The 18997-nt window shown below is 61.3% G+C and carries 21 protein-coding genes and 1 pseudogene; 19 read left to right on the top strand and 3 right to left on the bottom strand.

The genetic code is table 11. The annotated features are described in order from the left end of the window. Position 1: 1 nt before the first annotated feature. Genes HOP51_RS20745 through HOP51_RS20735 form a run of 3 tightly spaced genes read left to right on the top strand, consistent with a single transcriptional unit; the run spans position 2 to position 1510 of the window. The gene (locus HOP51_RS20745; protein ID WP_234275765.1) at positions 2-493 is read left to right on the top strand and encodes a nitrate reductase cytochrome c-type subunit; all 492 of its coding nucleotides are present in this window, start codon (positions 2-4) and stop codon (positions 491-493) included. Positions 494-502: 9 nt separating this feature from the next. Beyond that, positions 503-1105, top strand: a complete 603-nt coding sequence (locus tag HOP51_RS20740) for a NapC/NirT family cytochrome c (protein WP_234275764.1) — start codon at positions 503-505, stop codon at positions 1103-1105. 30 nt (positions 1106-1135) lie between these two features. Continuing rightward, the gene (locus HOP51_RS20735) at positions 1136-1510 is read left to right on the top strand and encodes a hypothetical protein (RefSeq protein ID WP_234275763.1); all 375 of its coding nucleotides are present in this window, start codon (positions 1136-1138) and stop codon (positions 1508-1510) included. A gap of 7 nt (positions 1511-1517) precedes the next feature. Here HOP51_RS20735 and HOP51_RS20730 read toward each other — a convergent pair whose 3' ends face one another. Then, on the bottom strand, positions 1518-2474 hold the full coding sequence (locus HOP51_RS20730; protein WP_234275762.1) for an AEC family transporter: 957 nt from the start codon (positions 2472-2474) through the stop codon (positions 1518-1520). 45 nt (positions 2475-2519) lie between these two features. Further along, a complete protein-coding gene (locus HOP51_RS20725; protein WP_234275761.1) occupies positions 2520-3305 on the bottom strand; it encodes an IclR family transcriptional regulator domain-containing protein in 786 nt (261 codons plus the stop codon). A 133-nt stretch (positions 3306-3438) separates the two neighbouring features. On the opposite strand from HOP51_RS20725, the gene HOP51_RS20720 reads away from it, so the two are divergent. From HOP51_RS20720 to HOP51_RS20665, 12 genes and pseudogenes are all read left to right on the top strand, one after another. Then, positions 3439-4782, top strand: a complete 1344-nt coding sequence (locus tag HOP51_RS20720; protein ID WP_234275760.1) for a class-II fumarase/aspartase family protein — start codon at positions 3439-3441, stop codon at positions 4780-4782. A gap of 171 nt (positions 4783-4953) precedes the next feature. After that, entirely contained in the window at positions 4954-5784 is an 831-nt protein-coding gene (locus tag HOP51_RS20715) for a CoA transferase subunit A (protein ID WP_234275759.1), read from the top strand. Continuing rightward, complete coding sequence (locus tag HOP51_RS20710) at positions 5784-6572, top strand: CoA-transferase subunit beta (protein ID WP_234275758.1); 789 nt, start codon at positions 5784-5786, stop codon at positions 6570-6572. Before HOP51_RS20715 ends, HOP51_RS20710 begins: the two co-directional genes overlap by 1 nt. 16 nt (positions 6573-6588) lie before the next feature. Next, the gene (pcaF, locus tag HOP51_RS20705; protein WP_234275757.1) at positions 6589-7791 is read left to right on the top strand and encodes a 3-oxoadipyl-CoA thiolase; all 1203 of its coding nucleotides are present in this window, start codon (positions 6589-6591) and stop codon (positions 7789-7791) included. Positions 7792-7874: 83 nt separating this feature from the next. After that, the gene (locus HOP51_RS20700) at positions 7875-9074 is read left to right on the top strand and encodes an alpha/beta fold hydrolase (RefSeq protein ID WP_234275756.1); all 1200 of its coding nucleotides are present in this window, start codon (positions 7875-7877) and stop codon (positions 9072-9074) included. A gap of 92 nt (positions 9075-9166) precedes the next feature. Beyond that, positions 9167-9469: a type II toxin-antitoxin system HigB family toxin gene (locus HOP51_RS20695; RefSeq protein ID WP_010627501.1), complete on the top strand. Its 303-nt coding sequence runs from the start codon at positions 9167-9169 to the stop codon at positions 9467-9469. 3 nt (positions 9470-9472) lie between these two features. Beyond that, positions 9473-9844 (top strand): helix-turn-helix domain-containing protein, encoded by a 372-nt coding sequence (locus HOP51_RS20690; protein ID WP_234275755.1) that lies wholly within the window; start codon positions 9473-9475, stop codon positions 9842-9844. A 168-nt stretch (positions 9845-10012) separates the two neighbouring features. Next, positions 10013-10948, top strand: coding sequence for a pca operon transcription factor PcaQ (gene pcaQ / locus HOP51_RS20685; protein WP_234275754.1), 936 nt, complete (start codon positions 10013-10015; stop codon positions 10946-10948). Between the two features lie 131 nt (positions 10949-11079). Then, a complete protein-coding gene (pcaH, locus tag HOP51_RS20680) occupies positions 11080-11820 on the top strand; it encodes a protocatechuate 3,4-dioxygenase subunit beta (RefSeq protein WP_103969786.1) in 741 nt (246 codons plus the stop codon). Positions 11821-11851: 31 nt separating this feature from the next. After that, positions 11852-12484, top strand: coding sequence for a protocatechuate 3,4-dioxygenase subunit alpha (gene pcaG, locus HOP51_RS20675; RefSeq protein WP_234261162.1), 633 nt, complete (start codon positions 11852-11854; stop codon positions 12482-12484). A gap of 193 nt (positions 12485-12677) precedes the next feature. Continuing rightward, the gene (locus HOP51_RS20670; protein ID WP_234275753.1) at positions 12678-15617 is read left to right on the top strand and encodes a DEAD/DEAH box helicase; all 2940 of its coding nucleotides are present in this window, start codon (positions 12678-12680) and stop codon (positions 15615-15617) included. 80 nt (positions 15618-15697) lie between these two features. Next, positions 15698-15832, top strand: a pseudogene (locus tag HOP51_RS20665) (protocatechuate 3,4-dioxygenase subunit alpha); the annotation flags it as partial. 300 nt (positions 15833-16132) lie between these two features. Here HOP51_RS20665 and HOP51_RS20660 read toward each other — a convergent pair. Then, the gene (locus tag HOP51_RS20660; protein ID WP_234275752.1) at positions 16133-16483 is read right to left on the bottom strand and encodes a winged helix-turn-helix transcriptional regulator; all 351 of its coding nucleotides are present in this window, start codon (positions 16481-16483) and stop codon (positions 16133-16135) included. Positions 16484-16588: 105 nt separating this feature from the next. Between HOP51_RS20660 and HOP51_RS20655 the strand changes: the two genes are divergently transcribed. From HOP51_RS20655 to HOP51_RS20640, 4 genes are all read left to right on the top strand, one after another. Further along, positions 16589-17335: an SDR family NAD(P)-dependent oxidoreductase gene (locus HOP51_RS20655; RefSeq protein ID WP_234275751.1), complete on the top strand. Its 747-nt coding sequence runs from the start codon at positions 16589-16591 to the stop codon at positions 17333-17335. An 18-nt stretch (positions 17336-17353) separates the two neighbouring features. Next, positions 17354-17479 (top strand): glutathione binding-like protein, encoded by a 126-nt coding sequence (locus tag HOP51_RS20650; RefSeq protein WP_267957836.1) that lies wholly within the window; start codon positions 17354-17356, stop codon positions 17477-17479. Between the two features lie 216 nt (positions 17480-17695). Continuing rightward, positions 17696-17887, top strand: coding sequence for a hypothetical protein (locus tag HOP51_RS20645; protein ID WP_234275749.1), 192 nt, complete (start codon positions 17696-17698; stop codon positions 17885-17887). 165 nt (positions 17888-18052) lie between these two features. Further along, entirely contained in the window at positions 18053-18679 is a 627-nt protein-coding gene (locus tag HOP51_RS20640; protein WP_234275748.1) for a glutathione S-transferase family protein, read from the top strand. Positions 18680-18997 lie beyond the last annotated feature (318 nt).

Raw genomic sequence — 18997 nt, 5'->3', positions numbered from 1 at the left:
CATGCGACTGTTCAGCGTTACCGTCCTGTCCTGCATTGCCGCCTTCAGCCTGCTTGCCGCCTTCAGCCTGCTGGCCTTGCACAGCTTCGCCGCCGAAGGGGAGCTCGATGCGCTGCGTGCCAACGTACCGCTGCTGGAAGAGCCGACGCCGGAGCCGCTATACCGGGTGGAGGACCGCAGCCTGCGTCCGGTACGCGAATACCCGATGCAGCCACCGACCATTCCCCACCGCATCGACAACTACCAGGTGGATCTCAACGCCAACCGCTGCATGGCGTGCCATGCGCGAACCCGCGTCGGCGAGACTCAGGCGATCATGGTCAGTGTCACCCATTACCAGGATCGCGAGGGCAACTACCTTGGAGATTTGTCGCCGCGGCGCTACTTCTGTACCCAGTGCCATGTCCCGCAGACCGACGCGCCCTCGCGGGTTGGCAACACCTTCGTGGACATGAGTGATCTCATCCGCGGTTCACGCCAGAGAAGCGAATAGGAGGGCGCAATGTTCAGATGGATCGGCAACGTCCTTGGCACATTCTGGCGCGTGTTTCGCTCGCCCAGCGGCTACTTCAGCCTCGGTTTCCTCACCGTGGGCGGGTTTATCGGTGGCGTGCTGTTCTGGGGCGGTTTCAACACGGCGATGGAAGCCACCAACACCGAGCAGTTCTGTATCAGCTGCCACGAGATGGAAGCCAACGTCTACCAGGAGATCCTGCCGACCATTCACTATACCAACCGTTCTGGCGTGAGGGCAGTCTGCTCGGATTGCCACGTCCCGCATAACTGGACCGACAAGATCGCACGCAAGATGCAGGCCTCCAAGGAAGTGTGGGGGCATATCTTCGGCGTCATCGACACCCGTGAAAAATTTCTCGACCACCGTCTCGAAATGGCCTCCCGCGAGTGGCGGCGCTTCGAGGCCAACGATTCGCTGGAGTGCCGTAACTGCCACGACGAACAGTACATGGACTTCACCCGACAAAGCCCTCGCGCCGCAGCGGCGCACCAGCGCGGGCTGGTGGAGGGCGACGCTACCTGCATTACCTGCCACAAGGGTATCGCCCACGAGCTGCCGGACATGGCAGGTGTACACGGCTGGGAATGAGTGGCATGAGGCCGCGGGAGGGAAGGGACGATGAGCAACTACAAGGGTATGGGCATGCTAATGGCGGCGCTCAGCCTCGGTTTGGCGACCACGGCATTCGGCCAGGATGCGTTTCCCGAGCCCAGTACCTCGGCGCAGCCGGGCTCGATAGCCGAGGAGGCGCAAATCGGCACCATCGAGGCGCGTGAGGACGATCTGGGCGTTGCCCGCGACGACTCCGAGCAAGACATGCACGGTACCGGTGCGGACGATGAGGCGGTTTCGGGGAGCGCCGCCACCTCGGGGCAGGAGCGTGACGAGGGCTCCCCCTACGCCGACCTTGAGCCGGACGATCCTGGTTTGGACGAGCCGCGTCAGCCGATCCGGCCGGGGCAGATGGAGCAGGAGCGTGAGCGGGTAGAGTGAGGAAGGCTTAGCCGGCGGGTAACAGCTCGAGGACCTGGATCGCCCAGATGCCGAAGCTCAAGGTCACGAAGGCGGCCAGCGTGGCAACCATCAGCGCAGCGGCGCTGACGTTGGCCATGCCGTAGCGGTGTCCGAGCAAGGGATAGACGCTGACCATCGGTGCGCAGGCAAACAGCAGGGCGCCGGCCAGTAGAGTTGGGTCCGCCTCCGGCATCAGCAGGAACAGGCCGAGCACGACCAGGGGATGAAGTATCAGCTTGCCGACGACGATCTGTCCTACGTCGCGCAGCATGCCGCGCACCTGAAGTCCGAACAGGGTACCGCCTATCACGAACAACGCCGCCGGTCCGGCGGCATTGGCCAGCATCTCGACGACCTGAGCCAGCGGGCGCGGCAGCGAGGTTTCCGTTACCGCCAACAGCAGGCCCAGGGCCAGGCCGATCAGGATGGGGTTGCGTATCAGGCGCAAGAAGGTCTTTCCCGCGATGGCGCCGATACCGGTCCCGCTCTGGCGCCCGGCCTCGGCCAGGATCAGGGCCAGCGGAATGATCAGCAGGTTCTCGATCATCATGTTCAGCGCCAGGAAGACGGCTGCCGGCGAGCTGCCGAGAACCATGGCCGCGACAGGATAGCCGATGAAGCCACTATTGGAGGCGGACATGCCCAGGGCATGCAGGGCGCTTTCGCTGAGCGGCTTGCGCTGTAACGCCAGCGTCAGCAGCAGGGCCAGAGCGAAGACCAAGGCTGAGCCGAAACCGTAGGCCAGCAGGTACTGCTTCTGCAGAACCTCATCGAGCGGACTTTGGGTCAGGGCATGTACCACCAGCGCCGGCAGGGCGAAGTAAAGCACGAAGGTCGCCACACCCTGCACCTGCTCCCGACTGATCAATCGTATGCCCATGGCTAGGTAGCCAGCGCCGATCAGCAGGAAGATCGGCGTGGTAATGGCGAGTATCTCCAGCATGCACCCTTCCCGGCACGAGGTTGGTTCGACGACGCTCTGTCTGGCTCAACTGACGGTCGAGCGGATCTCCCGGGCCTTCTGCTGCAACAGCGGCAAGTACTCTTTCATCAGGGTGTCGAGATCGACCCGGGCGGCGTTGGTGCTGATATTGATGGCGCCGAGCAGCTTGCCGTTGGCATCGAAGGCCGGCACCGCCAGCGAGCGCAGGCCCGAGTCGAGTTCCTGGTCGGCGATGGCGTAGCCCTGCTGGCGCACCTTCAGGATACACTTCTTCAGAGCCGCCTTGTCGGTTACGGTCTTGTCGGTGTGGCACTCGAGCGTTACCCGTTCCAGGAAGGCGTTCAGCTCGGCATCGGGCAACTGCGCCAGCAACACCCGCCCCATCGAGGTGTGAGCGGCAGGCAGCCGGGTGCCCACCGAGAGGGTGATGGCCATCAGACGATGGCGAGCGGCGGAGCGCGCCACGTAGATGACCTCGTCGCCGTCGAGCACACCCAGGGAAGAGGATTCGCCGCTCTCGGCGGTAATGTCCTCCAGTACCTGCTGGATCACGCTACGATAGTTGTTGGCGGAGAGAAACGCGTAGCCGAGCTGCAGCACCCGTGGGGCCAGCTCGAAGTTGCGGCCTTGCTTCCTCACGTAGCCCAGGGCGTGCAGCGTGAGCAGGAAGCGACGGGCGCGGGCGCGGTTCATGTCGGTGCGGCTGGCGACCTCGCTGAGGGTCATGCGGGGATGGGTCTCGTCGAATGCCAGGATGACCTCCAGGCCACTGGCCAGGGCGGTGACGAAGTCCCGGTCGTCGGGGCTGAGAACCTCTTCCTCTGGTGCCATTTTTGTTCCGTCGTTGTGCCGTCGTCTTGGATGGTTTGCTCTTTGGGAGCCCTTCAATCTAGCATAATGTTCGAATTGCGAACATATGTACGACTATGGACTAAGCCATGGCCCGTCCTTGGGAGAGCATGATATGCCTGACACCCTCCTGCGACACCCCTTCATGAGCCAATCGGCACTAACGCAAAGCAGCACTCCGACACTGGTCGAGGCCATGCTGGCCTTCGAGCTGGCCCTGGCCGAGGCACAGGAGGCGCGAGGCGCCATACCCGAGGGAACGAGCGAGGCCATGCGCCGCGCGCTCGAGGCGCATGTCTTCGATCTCGAGGCACTGGCGGCGGGAGTGGCCAGCGGCGGCAACGCAGCCATCCCCTTCGTCAAGCAGTCGCGCGCCGCGCTGCCGAACGAACTCAAACGCTACTTCCACATGGGCGCCACCAGCCAGGACGTGATCGACTCGGCGCTGATGCTGCTGCTCAAGCCACGGCTGGCCGCGCTGGATGCGCTGCTGCTGCGCTGTCGCACGGCGGCGATTACGCTCATGCAGGCCCATGAGCAGACGGTGATGGTGGGGCGCACGTTGATGCAGCAGGCCCTGCCGATCACCTTCGGGGTCAAGGTGGCGCACTGGGCCATTGGGCTGGAGCAGGCGCGTCGCCGCCTGGCGCAGCTTGAGCTGCCGGTGCAGTTCGGCGGCGCCGTGGGGGTGCACTCTGGTTTAGACGGGCCGGGCCAGGACGGTCTGGGCCTCGACTTTATGGACGCTATCGCTCAGGAGCTCGGCCTGGCGACGCCGGTGTTGCCCTGGCATACCGATCGCCTGCCAATCCATGCCCTGGGCACGGCCTTGGACGCCACGGCGGGGGCAGCCGAGAAGCTGGCGCTCGATGTCGCGCTGCTGACGCAGACCGAGGTGGGCGAGGTGAGCGAGCCCGGCGGCGAGGGCATGGGCGAGTCCTCCTCCATGCCGCACAAGCGCAACCCGGTGCGCTGCGCCATGATCCGCGGTGCCGCCCGGCAGGTGCACGGCTATACCACGGTGCTGCTCAATGCCGTTGCCCAGCCGCTGGAGCGCGGCCTGGGCGAGTGGCACGCCGAGTGGTCGCCGCTGGTCGACAGTACCTTGCTGTTGGAGGGTGCGTTGGAACAGGCCGCCGTGCTGCTCGAAGGTCTCGAAGTGCACCCCGAGGCGATGCGCCGCAACCTGGCGGCTACCGGCGGCGGCATCATGGCCGAGCCGGTGTCGCGCCTGCTGGCACCGGTGCTGGGCCAGGATGCTGCCAAGCGGATCAGCGCCGAGGCTGCCGAAACGGCACGACTCCAGGGTATTCCCTATGCCGAGTCGCTCGAGGCGCATGCCGAAGTGAGGGGGCGGATTGAAGCGGAAGCCCTGCGCCAGGCAACGGACCCAGCCTTATACCTTGGTAGCAGCCAGGCGCAGGTACGCCGCGCGATTGCCTGGTTGCAACGCGAATAATATCCTGAAAAGCCATCGGTTTCATTGAGCCCAACGAGGGGAGGCCTGGCCTCCCCTCGCTTTTTTCATGGGCAGCGCATTTGACGATGGCATGAGCTTGGCGTTAACTTGTTCGCATCACAAAACAAAGTTCGCTATTCGAACTTTAAAGAGAGCGCCCAGGAGAACACCATGGCCGAATTCCTGAGCCTCCGTGACGCGGTGGCCCGCTACGTCGAAGACGGTGCCACCGTGGCCATGGAGGGCTTCACCCACCTCATTCCCTTCGCCGCCGGTCACGAAGTGATCCGCCAGAAGAAGCGCGACCTGACCCTGATTCGTATGACGCCGGACCTGGTCTACGACCAGATGATTGGCGCCGGCTGCGCGCGGAAGGTCATTTTCTCCTGGGGCGGCAATCCCGGCGTGGGCTCGTTGCACCGCCTGCGCGACGCCGTGGAGAAGGGCTGGCCGCGTAAAGTGGAAATCCTCGAACATAGCCATGCCGCCATGGCCTGCGCCTTCGAGGCCGGTGCCGCCGGCCTGCCGCTGGCCGTGTTGCGTGGCTACGTGGGCAGCGAGCTGCCCAGCGTCAACGACCAGATCAAGTTCATCGAGTGCCCCTTCACTGGCGAACGTCTGGCCGCAGTGCCCGCGGTGCGCCCCGACGTTTCCATCGTCCATGCGCAGAAGGCCGACCGCGCCGGCAACGTGCTGGTCGAAGGCATCGTTGGTGTGCAGAAGGAAGCAGTGCTGGCGGCCAAGCAGAGCATCGTCACCGTCGAGGAGATCGTCGACGACCTGACCACCCAGGGCGACTATCACCCCAACGCCTGCATCATCCCGGGCTGGGCCATCAGCGCCATCGCTGTGGCCGAGAAGGGCTCGTTGCCTTCCTATGCCCACGGCTACTACCCGCGTAACAACGCCTTCTACAAGGAGTGGGACGCCATCGCCCGCGATCGTGACACCTTTACCCGGTGGATCGAAGAGAACGTCATGAATGCAGGGGGGAACGCCTGATGAGTACCGTCGATAAGGGCCTGGACTACACCTCGTCGGAGATGATGACCGTCACCGCGGCCCGCGCCCTGGAGAACGGCATGACCTGCTTCGTCGGCATCGGCCTGCCCAGTGAGGCGGCCAACCTGGCGCGCCTGACCCACGCCCCCGATGTGGTGCTGATCTACGAATCCGGCACCCTGCAGACCAAGCCCAACGTGCTGCCGCTCTCCATCGGCGACGGCGAGCTGGCCGAGACGGCGCTCACCACCGTTTCGGTGCCGGAGATGTTTCGCTACTGGCTGCAGGGCGGCAAGATCGACGTGGGCTTTCTCGGCACTGCCCAGATCGACCGCTACTGCAACCTCAACACCACCCTTATCGGCGACTACCGTGAGCCCAAGGTGCGTCTGCCGGGCGGCGGCGGTGCGCCTGAAATCGCGACGAATGCCGGCGAGGTGTTCATCACACTGAAGCACTCCAAGCGTGCCTTCGTCGACCGGGTCGACTTCGTCACCACCCTGGGCTTTGGCCGCGACGGCAAGGGTCGCGACGGCGTACCCAACATCGGCAAGGGGCCGACCCGGGTCATCACCGACCTGTGCGTGATGAAGCCCGATCCCGAGACCAAGGAACTGGTGGTGGTCTCGCTGCACCCGGGCGTGAGCCGCGAGGATGTGATCGAGGCCACCGGCTGGGAGATCCGCTTCGCCGATACGCTGGAGAGCACCCCGGAGCCCTCGGCCAACGAACTCGAGATCCTGCGCGAACTCAAGGCCAGGACCGCCCGTGCTCATAGCGGCCAGTAGGCGACAGGAGAGAACGATGACCGATGTTTACCTTTGCCATCCGCGGCGCACCGCCATCGGCCGCTTCGGCGGCACCCTGGCCAGCGTGCGTCCCGACGACTTCGCCGCCACCGTCTTCAAGGCGGTGCTGGCCGAGGCACCGGATCTCGACCCGGCCGCCATCGAAGAGGTCTTCATGGGCTGCGCCAACCAGGCCGGCGAGGACAACCGCAACGTGGCGCGTATGTCCGCCCTGCTGGCAGGCCTGCCCACCTCGGTGCCCGGCACCACCATGAACCGCTTGTGCGGCTCCGGCATGGACGCGGTGGGCACCGCCTTCCGCGCCATCAAGGCCGGCGAGATGGAACTGGCCCTGGCCGGTGGCGTGGAGTCGATGTCCCGCGCGCCCTACGTGCTGGGCAAGGCCGACAGCGCCTTCTCCCGCGGTCAGAAGATCGAGGACACCACCATCGGCTGGCGCTTCGTCAATCCGCTGATGAAGAAGGCCTACGGCATCGACTCCATGCCGGAGACCGCCGAGAACGTGGCCGAGCAGTTCAACATTTCCCGCGAGGACCAGGACGCCTTCGCCCTGCGCTCCCAGCAGAAGGCTGCCGCCGCCCAGAAGGCGGGCCGCTTCGCCATCGAGATCACGCCCATCGAGATCCCCCGGCGCAAGCAGGAGCCGCTGGTGTTCGACACCGACGAGCACCCGCGCGAGACCACCCTGGAGAAGCTTGCCGGGCTGCCGACGCCGTTCCGCGAGGGCGGCAGCGTCACCGCCGGCAACGCCTCCGGCGTCAACGACGGCGCCGCCGCCATGCTGGTGGCAAGCCGGGCCGCGGTGGAGCAACATGGCCTCGAGCCCATGGCCCGGATCATCGGCATGGCCACGGCCGGCGTTGAGCCGCGCATCATGGGCTACGGTCCGGTGCCGGCGGCACGCAAGCTGCTCGAGCGCACCGGCGTGACCATGGACGAGATCGACATCTTCGAGTTCAACGAGGCCTTCGCCGCCCAGGCACTCGCCTGCACGCGGGACCTGGGGCTCGCCGACGACGACCCGCGGGTCAACCCTAACGGCGGCGCCATCGCGCTGGGCCACCCGCTGGGCATGTCCGGCGCCCGCCTACTGCTCACCGCCGCCCACGAGCTGCAGCGCACCGGCAAGCGCTACGCGCTGTGCACCATGTGTGTCGGTGTGGGGCAGGGCATCGCGACTCTGATCGAGCGGGTATAAAGACGCACCGATCTTTCGTCTTACCGCTATTTGCCAATCAAGCGCCGAGCCATGATTCGACGCCTGAGGATGGGAGAGTGTTTATGGCATTTCTCGAAATCGACGGCCGCAGCGTCGCTTATCGCCTGCTTGGCCCCGAGGCGCTGCCGCTGGTGGTGCTGGCGCATCCGCTGGGCATGAGCCAGGCGGTGTGGGACGAACTGCTACCGACGCTGCTGCCACGCTACCGCGTGCTGACCTGGGACCTGCCCGGCCACGGTGCCAGCCAGGCCTGGCCGGTCGAGGGCGGTGAGATCACCCCGGCGGCGCTGGCCCGGGAAGCGCTGGCGCTGGTCGAGCATGCCGGTGCCTCGCGCTTCCACTTCGTCGGTACTTCCATCGGCGGTGTGATCGGTCAGCAACTGATCGCTGAACACGCCGAGCGGCTCTACTCCGTCACTCTGACCAACACCGGGGCGGTGATCGGCAACCAGGAGCTGTGGAGTACCCGCGCCGGGCGCATTCGTCAGGAAGGCCTGGTGGCCATGGCCGAGGAGATCGTGCCGCGCTGGTTCGCGCCGGCCTGCTTCGAGGCCGAACCGGCGCTCAAGGCCGGCTGGTGCACCCAGATGGGCCGTGGCGACGATGAATCCTACGCCCGCTTGTGCGAGATGCTCGGTCGCACCGACTTCCGCGGCAAGCTGAAGGGGCCGCTCGCCGAGCATCCGGGTGTCGGCGTGCACCTGCTCGGCGGCAGCACCGACGTGGCCACCCCGCCGGAGACCCTGCAAACCCTGGCTGCCGAGTGTGGCGGGGCGCCGCTGGAGATCCTCGAAGGCATTGCCCATGTGCCCTCGGTGGAAGCGCCCACCGCCATGGCCAAGCGTCTGCTACTGTGGATGGCCAGTGAGCGTGAGGACGTCGGCGAACGCGGCGTGAGCTATGCCGAAGGGCTCGAGACCCGCAAGCAGGTGCTCGGCGAGGAACACGTGGCCCGCGCCAGCCGGAACGCCAACAGCCTCGACGCCCCCTTCCAGCAGATGATCACCCGGCTGGCCTGGGGCGAGCTGTGGAGCAACGACGACCTCACCCGCCGCGAGCGCAGCCTGATCACCACCGGCATCCTCGCCGCCCTGGGCCGCGAAGAGCTCACGCTGCACCTCAAGACCGCCAAGCGCATCGGCCTCTCCGAAGCGGAGCTGCGCCAGGTACTGATGCACGTGGCGATCTACGCCGGCGTACCGGCGGCGAACCATGCGTTTGCGTTGGCCAAGGAGCTGGGCTGGGGCGAGGAGCTGGGCTGATTCGCTGCATCTCTGTGGTCTGGTGATACGGCGGAGAAGCCTGGGAACCTCTCGACTTGCGCATGGTCCCATATTGGGATATTATTGGCGCTATGAGAATCATCGCCATCAAGTATCTGCGTGACTTTTGGCGGCAACACCCCGATGCCAAGGCGTCACTGGAAGCCTGGGTCGATGAGGTGAAGCATGCTGAATGGAAAGATGCGCATGACATCAAAGCCAAGTACCGCAGCGCCAGTCCTGTGGGCAACAAGCGTGTGGTGTTCAACATCAAGGGTAACGACTATCGACTGATCGTCGCTGTTGCCTACCGATTTGGCGCGGTCTACATCAAGTTCATCGGCACGCACGCGGAATATGACAAAGTCGATGCCGAAACCGTAGAGATGGAGTAACCCATGGATATTCGCCCCATTCGTACCGAGGACGATTATCAGGCCGCCCTGCGGGAAGCTTCTGGCTATTTCGATAATGAGCCGGAGCCCGGCACCGAGGAGGGCGACCGCTTCGAGATCCTCCTGACGCTGATCGAGGCCTTTGAAGCCAAGCACTTCCCCGTGGACCTGCCGGATCCCATTGAGGCCATCAAGTTTCGCATGGAACAGCAGGGGCTCACGCCCAAGGACCTCGAGCCCGCTCTTGGTCGTCGCAATCGCGTCTATGAGATCCTGAATGGCAAGCGGAACCTGACCCTCGCCATGGTCTGGAAACTACACGACATGTTCGGTATCCCTGCCGAGAGCCTGATCAAGCCCCCTCACCATGCCTGATAGTCAGATTGCGCATAGCCTGATTCATCAGCAAAGAGTGTGCACAAGTCGCACCATCCGAACCGGCCGCCTGGCCGGTTTCGGCTTTCCATGGTCGTCATTTCGTTCTTCGGGTACCTTCTGATATTCGCTGATAGTCGGCTCGCCTCACGCCAGTAGGAAAATCCCATGCTCAATGCCCGTATCAAGCTGCGCCATCTGCAGGCCTTCCTCGAGGTGGCCCGCCAGCGCAGCTTCGCCCGGGCTGCCGAGCGGCTGGCGATCACCCAGCCGGGCATCTCCAAGACCATTCGCGAGCTGGAAGAGAGCCTCGGTGCTTCGCTGTTCGAACGCACGCCCCAGGGCGTGGCGCTGACCCAGGCGGGCCTGACCCTGCTGCGCCATGCCGGGCCGGCCATGCGCGCGCTGGAAGAGGGCGTGGCCGCGGTCGGCGACGTGCACCTGGGCGCCCACGACCTGCGCGTGGGGGCGCTCTCCACGGTGGAGAGCCGGCTGCTGCCCGAGGCCATCCGCCGCTGGCACGCCGCGCCCGGCGGGCAGAACGCGGTGGGCGTCAACGTGGTGGTCGGCGCCAGTGCCTTCCTGCTCTCGCGGCTGCGCCGTGGCGAGCTGGATCTGGTGGTAGGGCGCATGACCGAGGCCCGCGAGATCCGCGACCTGGCCTTCGAGCACCTCTACTACGAGCCGCTGCTGCTGTGCGTGCGCCGCGGCCACCCGCTGGCTGGCATCGCGCCGCTCGCAGCCGCCCGGCTGGGCGAATTCCCCTGGGTGCTACCGCCCCTGCAGACCACCCTGCGCCAGCAGGTCGACAGCTTCTGCGTGCGCCACTCGCTGACGCTGATGAGCCAGCGGCTGGAGACGCTCTCGCTGCCCATCAGCCGTCACTACACCCTGGAGAGCGACGCCATCTGGGTCGTGCCCGAAGAGGCCGTGGCCGAAGACCTGGCGGCGGGGCGGCTGTGTCGCCTCGGCATCGAGCTGGAACCCCGCGGCGGCTCCGTCGGGCTGTGCTACAACGCCAGCATGCAGCCCTCGCTGGCGCTGGAGGCCTTCTGCGAAGTACTGCGCGAAGTGAGCGCCGAGCGCGGCGCCGGGAGCAATTGAAAATAGCGCCATAGCGGCAGTGCAGCATAACCCAGCGGTTATGAGGGGTGCCCGAGTCGTCAATTGGCGGGCCTTTGGCGAGAGGCCACACTGGGCGAGACAAGACCACTCTCCCCAAGAGACGACACGCCATGCAAGATCACAACAAGCGCTTCGTGGAGCGCGACCGTAACTGGCACCCCCCGGCCTACGCCCCCGGCTACAAGACCAGCGTGCCCCGCTCGCCGCAGCAGGCCCTGGCCAGCATGCAGCAAGCCACCGCTTCCGAACTCACCGGCCCCGACTTCCGCCACCTGCGCATGGGCCCCCACGACAACGACCTGCTGCTCAACTTCCGCGAAGACCCGTCGCTTTCGGGTGCGGCCGGCCTGCCGGTGGGCGAGCGCATCATCATGTTCGGCCGCGTGATCGACCAGTTCGGCAAGCCGGTGCCGCACACCCTGGTCGAGATGTGGCAGGCTAACGCCGGCGGGCGCTACCGCCACAAGAACGACCGCTACCTCGCTCCGCTCGATCCCGGCTTCGGCGGCGTGGGCCGTACCCTCACCGACGAGCAGGGCTGGTACCGCTTCCGCACCATCAAGCCCGGCCCGTACCCCTGGCCCAACGACCCTAACAGCTGGCGCCCCTCGCACATCCACGTCTCGGTGATGGGCCCCTCGATCTCTACCCGCCTGATCACCCAGATGTACTTCGAGGGCGATCCGCTGATTCCGCTGTGCCCCATCGTCCACACCATCAAGGACCCGGCCGCGGTCGAGACCATGATCGGACGCCTCGACATGGCACGCAGCAAGCCCATGGACTGCCTGGCCTACCGCTTCGACCTGGTGGTACGCGGCGAGCTGCAGACCTATTTCGAAAATCAGTAAGCGGGTTCGAGAATCAGTGAGGGGAAATCACATGAAACAGCCAAACAGCGTTCCCACCAGCGAACTGATGCTGCGCGAGACCGCCTCCCAGACCGCCGGGCCCTATGTACACATCGGCCTGGCCCTGGCCGCCGCGGGCAACCCGACCCGCGACGAAGAGATCTGGAACGAGATGGCCAAGCCCGGCGCCGAGGGCGAGCTGATCGAAGTCGTCGGCACCGTGATCGATGGCAACGGCGACCTGGTGCGCGACGCCTTCCTCGAGGCCTGGCAGGCCGACGCCAATGGCGTCTACCAGCCCGAGTTCGATCTCAAGAAGCCGTTCAACAGCTTCGGGCGCACCGCCACCACCTTCGACTACGGCAGCGAATGGTCGCTCAAGACCATCAAGCCCGGCCCGGTGGCCCACCCCAATGGCCAGCTCATGGCGCCGCACATCAACCTGGCGATCTTCGCCCGCGGCATCAACATCCAGTTGCAGACCCGCCTCTACTTCGAGGACGAAGCCGAGGCCAACGCCGCCTGCCCGGTGCTCTCGCGCATCGAATCGCCGACCCGCCGCCAGACCCTCATCGCCAAGCGCGAAGAGGCCGACGGCAAGGTGCGCTACCGCCTCGACATCAGGCTGCAGGGCGAAGGCGAGACCGTATTCTTCGATTTTTGATCCGCCACTACCGCAGAGAATCTGGCCGAAGGGGGCTGCGAGAAACCGAGAGCCGGCAAACGTGCCGGCTCTCGGTTTTTTGGGCTTACGTTGACTTAGGTCGCTGGTGTAGGACTGCCATGACGTATAGGCTGATGCCATATAGTTATTAGTCTAGCGGTACTAATTTTCATACCTCGATTTGGTAAATAAAATGGCCAACGATGCAGGGAATTACTCCGACGTCTATAAAAGCTGGAAGCATCACCTTTTCAATTTCAAGCTGGCAGATCGTGGAACTGCAACACCAGGCTTGCGTAAGCCTCAGCTAGCAGCACTATACGCGGCTCTTGGACACCTGGTGATGTCTCCTACAACGACTGGAACAGTCGTAATGCCCACTGGTACAGGGAAGACGGATACCATGCTGGGGTTGTTAATCGCAGGCCGGCTTTCAAGAACTCTTTTTCTCGTCCCATCTGATGCATTACGCACCCAACTTGTAGAGAAATGCCGAGGGCTGAAGAAGTTGCGCGAGATCGGAGCAGTGTCCGACATTGCACTTAATCCAATCGTGAATGCACTTAGCTCAAAAATGTCTGTCGAAGACGTAGCGCAGCTTGCCGAGGCGAATGTTATTGTTGCGACTCCGCAGACGTTACAGCGTTTCGAAGAAGATGCTCTTCAGGCATTGTCAAGTCTTTGCAGTCATTTGATTATTGATGAGGCACACCATGTCGCGGCGAAGACTTGGTGGAGGGTGAAAAACGCCTTCAAAGCAAAGCCTTGTCTACAATTTACAGCCACACCTTTCAGAGAAGACAGTCAGCCCATAGAAGGAAAAATCATATACAATTATCCACTTAAAGATGCTCAGAATGATGGCTACTTCAAGCCGATAGAGTTCCATCCGGTTCGCGAATACAACTTAGATCTGGCTGATCAAGTTATTTCAGAAAAGGCTGTGGAATTGCTGCGCAGCGACCTGGCTCTTGGTTTAAACCACTTGCTGATGGTGCGTGCGAAATCTCAGAAGCGTGCCGAAGAACTTTTTTTAATATATAAGCGGCATGAAGATCTCTCGCCCGTTCTCATCCATAGCAAGGTGAAAAATCGACTTAATATTCTTGACGAAATAGTTCAAAAGAAACACAAGATTATCGTTTGTGTGGACATGCTTGGCGAAGGTTTTGACCTGCCTGAGCTGAAGATTGCTGCTATCCATGATCAGCACAAAAGCCCTGCAGTCACGCTTCAGTTTATCGGTCGTCTGACCCGGGTTGATGATAAGCTTGGTGATGCAAAATTCGTCTCAAATATCGCGAATCAAAAAATCGATCACCAGATGGCAGCTCTTTACAAAGAGAGTGCCGACTGGAGTTCAGTGATCAGAGATGTGAGCCACGAAAAAATTAACCGAGAGATTGAGAAGGAAGCCTTCACCGAGCAATTTTCCGATAACACTAACGCAGAAAATATCTTTGGATTAAATCCTAATCCGAAGGTTAGTGCCGTCGCGTTTCACGTGGCGCGCGACCATTGGAGGCCAGAGCAAGCGAAGCGTTTCTCAAGAAGAAAGGAGATGCTGCAGTTCTTCTCTATCAATGATGAGGCAGACACCATCATCATGGTGACGAGACGCGAGAGTCCCGTAGGATGGGCTCAAACATCAGAAATTGTTGACACTAATTGGATCCTGTACTTGGCGTACTATCACGCTGCTGATAGCACTCTATTTATCCATACTTCAGGGGATGAGTCTCAAGCAACGTATTTTTTGAACCTGATTGCGAAGAAATCCAGGAGAATCAATGGCGAACCTACCTTCCGAACCTTGCATAACATAAAACTTATGAGATTGCAGAATGTTGGGCTCTCCAGAGCGCGCAAAGATCTTAGATTTACAATGCACGTTGGGCGGGATATCAATACCGTTATCAGCGAAATCGAAAATGGAACAGCGAAAAAATCCAATATCTTTGCGACCGGTTTTGAGCTAGGCGAGCGAACCACCGTCGGTTGCTCCCATAAGGGAAAGATATGGGAGATGAATTCATCCAGCATTATGTATTGGATAGAGTGGTGTAGGCGCGTCTCCAGAAAAATTAACGACGCCACAATCCATCCTTCCGATATCCTTAAAGACGTGATGCGCGCGGAGAAAATTACAGACAGTTGGCCGAGGGGACTATTCTATGCAGATTGGCCAGAGACAATCGCAATTGAGAATGAGCAGAGGATCTCGTTGTATTTTAATGGAAAAATCTTTAATCTTCTCGACATTCAGCTTGGGAAAATCCAGCGGGTTGATGATTTGACGTTGAGCATTCCCGTCCTTGGTATGGCGGAAGATGGAACTGAGCATCAGCTCCCCGTAATTTCTATACGGTTGTATGAGGATAGTTACAAATTCTCATGCCCTGAAGTAAAAATTATATTTTCTGAAGAAAGCCCGCTTGAGCTGTATCTTGATGCAAATCCCTTGGTTTTACTAGGCGTAGATGGTGCGATCATAGAGGGAAATTATAGGTTCTTTACACCAAATGGCCTGGGCATCAAGCTTCCGATTGCACTGATAGAGGCTTGGGAGTGGGGAGCGACCAAGATTCACAAAGAATCCATGCGAGCGGAACGCGATCTAGACACCGTGCAAGGTTTTACTTTTAGCAGAATTGAGAGTGACTACGCATTTATTTTTAATGACGATGGAAGCGGAGAAATTGCGGATCTCGTGGCTATAAGAGAGTCTAAGGACGTCATTTACGTTGACCTTTATCACTGTAAGTTTTGTCCGATGAAGGAGGGAGTGGTCCGGCCTGGTGCGCGCGTAGATGATGTCTATGAGGTCTGCGGTCAAGCATCAAGATCTGTTAAATGGCTTCACACGCAAGAAAAATTCTTTGATCGACTGATGGATCGGTATCAGAAGTCTTTGCCGAAAGGTTTTATAAGAATTCTCAAGGGTGACCCCAAGCAGCTTGAGCTGCTTCGCAACAAATGCCACGATCACGAAATGGTCTTCAGGTTTGTGATCGTCCAGCCCGCAATATCTGCAGAAAAAATTTCCGCCGAACAACTTGCTGTGCTTGGAACCAGCTACTCGTACATAAAGAATGTATCTGGCTCGGATATCAAAGTCGTAACCAGCCCATAATGGAGTCTGCGAATCTACGGTTGCTTGCTAAGGGCTTCCTATGCCGCGCATTGCCATCTCGATAAGGTAAAGCCTACTCGGTACTCTCCCGCATCGAATCGCCGACCCGCCGCCAGACCCTCATCGCCAAGCGCGAAGAGGCAGACGGCAAGGTGCGCTACCGCCTCGACATCAGGCTGCAGGGTGAAGGCGAGACGGTGTTCTTCGATTTCTGATTCGCCACTACCGCTGCGAATCGCCCCCTTGGGCCGTAAACACCGAGAGCCGGCGCACGTGCCGGTTCTCGGCTTTTCGTGAGTGGCTTGGGTGAGTCTTCTTGGCCCATCCGAGCGCCTCAGATCTGGTACCCATCGGACACGTTCAGCACAGCGCCGCTGAGGTATTCCGCTACCCCGGGTAAACCTACACGGCTGGCGATACCCGGGCCGATGAAGATGATGCGTCCACCGTCCGAGATCCTGCAGAGCCGGCCGTCGATTGAGCATCACCTCGGTCGGGGTCTTCGCGCAGGCGGGCTATCGCGGTACCGAGCGCCGTGACATCAGGTGCTCAACCTCAGTCATATGTTCCGTTCCCCAGGCGCAGAGCGGCTTCAAGGCTTCGGCGAGGGTCTGGCCGAACGCAGTGAGAGAATATTCGACTTTCGGCGGTATTTCCTTGAAGTCGAGCCGGTCGACGATTCCATCAGCCTCCAATTCCTTGAGTTGCTGAATGAGCATCTTGTCACTGACATTGCCGATGGCGCGCCTCAGGTCGCCATAACGCCGCGCTTGGTGGGCGAGGTGGAACAGAATCAAAGGTTTCCACTTGCCACCGATGACAGCCAACGCAGCGTCCAGCCCGCAGATAAAACCAGATGTTGTCATTTCGCATGCTCCAGTTGGTACTTACCAAAAGGTGCATACTTTAAGAAAGGAAAGCAAGCCTCTACTCTCTATCTCGAAGCGGTTATCATTTTCCAGGAGATCGAGATGGGCAGGCTTGAAGGTAAAATCGCCGTCATCACCGGCGGCAACAGCGGCATCGGTCTGGCGACGGCCAAACGGTTTGTGGCAGAAGGTGCCGAGGTTTTCATTACCGGCCGTCGTCAGGAGGAGCTGGACAGGGCGGTGGAGACGATCGGCTCCGGAGCGACCGCGGTGCAGGGCGACGTTTCGCGTCTGGACGACCTTGATCGGCTGTTCGCGACGGTGCGTGCGAAGAGCGGACGAATAGACATTCTTTTCGCCAATGCCGGGCTTGGAAAGCTAGCTCCGCTTGGCACCATCGATGAGGCGTCGTTCGATTTGACCTTCGACGTCAATGTCAAAGGAACGCTATTCACGGTGCAAAAGGCTTTGCCGCTTATGCAGGCCGGTGGATCCATCATCCTCACCGGTTCGACCACCGGCTCGACGGGAACGCCTGCGTTCAGCGTCTACAGCGCGACCAAGGCTGCAATTCGCAATTTTGCCCGAAGTTGGGCGCTGGACCTGAAAGGGACAGGCATCCGCGTAAACGTGCTCTCTCCCGGCGCCACCGAGACACCCGGCCTCAAGGGCTTGGCAAATGCCGGCGAGGAAGATGCGTTGCTGGAGGGCTTTGCCTCCCAGATACCTCTCGGTCGTATCGGGCATCCCAAGGAGACGGCAGCGGTGGCGCTCTTTCTTGCCTCGGACGAAAGCAGCTTCATGACCGGTAGCGAGGTCTTCGCTGACGGCGGGGCCGCACAAGTCTGATGGCCGCTCAAATCCGACCTGGCCAGGCAGGAGTGCAGTGAAATGCTGACGGTGCTTGGGCGCCACCTGCAGGAGCGCGAGTACCTCGTCGGCGACCGGCTCAGCGTCGCCGACTTCAACGCCGCCTATGTCATGGCCGTGTAGCGGCTCCCAGGCGGCCGACTAGCATCCTAGCCCGCTGTAGAGAACCAACCCGATAAGGGCCGCAAGACACCGAGAGCCGGCGCATGCGCAGGCTCTCGGTTTTTTTGGCTATTGGCATGACGCAGGTCATTGCGACTAAAGGTTAATGAGTTAGACCAAAGTCTAAATTTCGAGTATTCTGTTAGCATCCTCATGAAGTAACCGAGATACTCAGCCATGACCACCCAGACGCTTTCCCATACCGCAGTCGCCACCCAAACCAGCGCTTCCCTGATCAAGCGCATCGGCTCTGCCGCGTACCGTCTGCTCGAGCGGATGAGCGAAGCTGCCTACCGTCTGCTCGAGCGGATGAGCGAAGCTGCCTACCGTCAGCATGCGCCCCGTCTGCGCAACAACTACTACCTCTAACGAGTAGTGCCTGGCCCAGTAGGCCCGGTAATCAGATACGACGAGAAGAGCCAGCGCCTTGCGCTGGCTCTTCTCGTTATGGAGTGTCGATAGCGCGCGACCCCGTTCGATGAGTTCCGGAAACAGGCGAAACGGCAGATGCCTGCCAATCGATGGAGCCGGAACATGATGAAACTCTACGGAACGCCCCCGACCCGTACCCTGCGCGTGATCTGGATGCTCAACGAGCTCGGCCTGGAGTATGAACAGGTCCCGGTGGATCTCATGCAAGGAGAGCACCACCAGCCAGACTTTCTCGGGCTCAACCCCGCCGCCAAGGTCCCGGTGCTGGTCGATGGCGACCAGATAATCACCGAATCGGCCGCGATACAGCTCTACCTGGCCGAGAAATATCCACAGGCGGGTTTCATCCCCAGCGCTGTGGAAGAACGCGCCCAGATGTACCGCTGGATCTTCTTCCTGATGACCGAAATTGAGCCACCGCTGTGGCGCATCGCCCGCCACACCTTCCTCTACCCGGACGAGATGCGCATACCCCAGGACGTCGACCTGGCCAGGCAGGAGTGCAGGGAGATGCTGGCGGTGCTGGAGCGGCACATGCAGGAGCGCGAGTACCTCGTCGGCGACCGGCTCAGCGTCGCCGACTTCAATGCCGCCTATACCCTGGACTGGGCCAACGAAGAGAACTTGCTCGACGCCGCCCCGCGGCTGAGAGAGTACCTAGCAACAATGTACGCCCGCCCCACGGCACCGCCCACCATCGCCGCAGCGTTCGCGGCAATGGAGAGTTAGGCCTGTCCCAGCGAGGCCATAGAGCGGTTGTCAGCACCGAGAACCAGCCATTGCGCTGGCTTTCGGCTTTTTGGCATTGCGTTGACGTAGGTGGCTGGTGTGGGGCTGAGCAACCGTCTAGGCTGATTGTATGTGTTCGTTTGTAAGCTGAAATGGTGGCGGTTGCTCTGGGCTGAATAAAAGCTCATGGCAGCTAACGACCGAGGCTGTGTGAAAACACGAATACCCGCCGCCTATACCTGTATCTGGCGATGACGCCGTTCTCAGTGGCCAACGAGACGCTTTAGAGCACTTCCATCATCGCCACATCCGAGGTTA

The organism is Billgrantia zhangzhouensis (assembly GCF_021404465.1).
GTDB lineage: Bacteria > Pseudomonadota > Gammaproteobacteria > Pseudomonadales > Halomonadaceae > Halomonas > Halomonas zhangzhouensis.
This window is presented reverse-complemented; position numbering and strand designations above follow the sequence as displayed.

What these genes read in the sequence shown, in the direction of transcription:
- HOP51_RS20745 (WP_234275765.1), top strand. Translation starts at nt 2, where the DNA reads ATGCGACTGTTCAGCGTTACCGTCCTGTCCTGCATTGCCGCCTTCAGC.
- HOP51_RS20740 (WP_234275764.1), top strand. Translation starts at nt 503, where the DNA reads ATGTTCAGATGGATCGGCAACGTCCTTGGCACATTCTGGCGCGTGTTT.
- HOP51_RS20735 (WP_234275763.1), top strand. Translation starts at nt 1,136, where the DNA reads ATGAGCAACTACAAGGGTATGGGCATGCTAATGGCGGCGCTCAGCCTC.
- HOP51_RS20730 (WP_234275762.1), bottom strand. Translation starts at nt 2,474, where the DNA reads ATGCTGGAGATACTCGCCATTACCACGCCGATCTTCCTGCTGATCGGC.
- HOP51_RS20725 (WP_234275761.1), bottom strand. Translation starts at nt 3,305, where the DNA reads ATGGCACCAGAGGAAGAGGTTCTCAGCCCCGACGACCGGGACTTCGTC.
- HOP51_RS20720 (WP_234275760.1), top strand. Translation starts at nt 3,439, where the DNA reads ATGCCTGACACCCTCCTGCGACACCCCTTCATGAGCCAATCGGCACTA.
- HOP51_RS20715 (WP_234275759.1), top strand. Translation starts at nt 4,954, where the DNA reads ATGGCCGAATTCCTGAGCCTCCGTGACGCGGTGGCCCGCTACGTCGAA.
- HOP51_RS20710 (WP_234275758.1), top strand. Translation starts at nt 5,784, where the DNA reads ATGAGTACCGTCGATAAGGGCCTGGACTACACCTCGTCGGAGATGATG.
- pcaF (WP_234275757.1), top strand. Translation starts at nt 6,589, where the DNA reads ATGACCGATGTTTACCTTTGCCATCCGCGGCGCACCGCCATCGGCCGC.
- HOP51_RS20700 (WP_234275756.1), top strand. Translation starts at nt 7,875, where the DNA reads ATGGCATTTCTCGAAATCGACGGCCGCAGCGTCGCTTATCGCCTGCTT.
- HOP51_RS20695 (WP_010627501.1), top strand. Translation starts at nt 9,167, where the DNA reads ATGAGAATCATCGCCATCAAGTATCTGCGTGACTTTTGGCGGCAACAC.
- HOP51_RS20690 (WP_234275755.1), top strand. Translation starts at nt 9,473, where the DNA reads ATGGATATTCGCCCCATTCGTACCGAGGACGATTATCAGGCCGCCCTG.
- pcaQ (WP_234275754.1), top strand. Translation starts at nt 10,013, where the DNA reads ATGCTCAATGCCCGTATCAAGCTGCGCCATCTGCAGGCCTTCCTCGAG.
- pcaH (WP_103969786.1), top strand. Translation starts at nt 11,080, where the DNA reads ATGCAAGATCACAACAAGCGCTTCGTGGAGCGCGACCGTAACTGGCAC.
- pcaG (WP_234261162.1), top strand. Translation starts at nt 11,852, where the DNA reads ATGAAACAGCCAAACAGCGTTCCCACCAGCGAACTGATGCTGCGCGAG.
- HOP51_RS20670 (WP_234275753.1), top strand. Translation starts at nt 12,678, where the DNA reads ATGGCCAACGATGCAGGGAATTACTCCGACGTCTATAAAAGCTGGAAG.
- HOP51_RS20660 (WP_234275752.1), bottom strand. Translation starts at nt 16,483, where the DNA reads ATGACAACATCTGGTTTTATCTGCGGGCTGGACGCTGCGTTGGCTGTC.
- HOP51_RS20655 (WP_234275751.1), top strand. Translation starts at nt 16,589, where the DNA reads ATGGGCAGGCTTGAAGGTAAAATCGCCGTCATCACCGGCGGCAACAGC.
- HOP51_RS20645 (WP_234275749.1), top strand. Translation starts at nt 17,696, where the DNA reads ATGACCACCCAGACGCTTTCCCATACCGCAGTCGCCACCCAAACCAGC.
- HOP51_RS20640 (WP_234275748.1), top strand. Translation starts at nt 18,053, where the DNA reads ATGATGAAACTCTACGGAACGCCCCCGACCCGTACCCTGCGCGTGATC.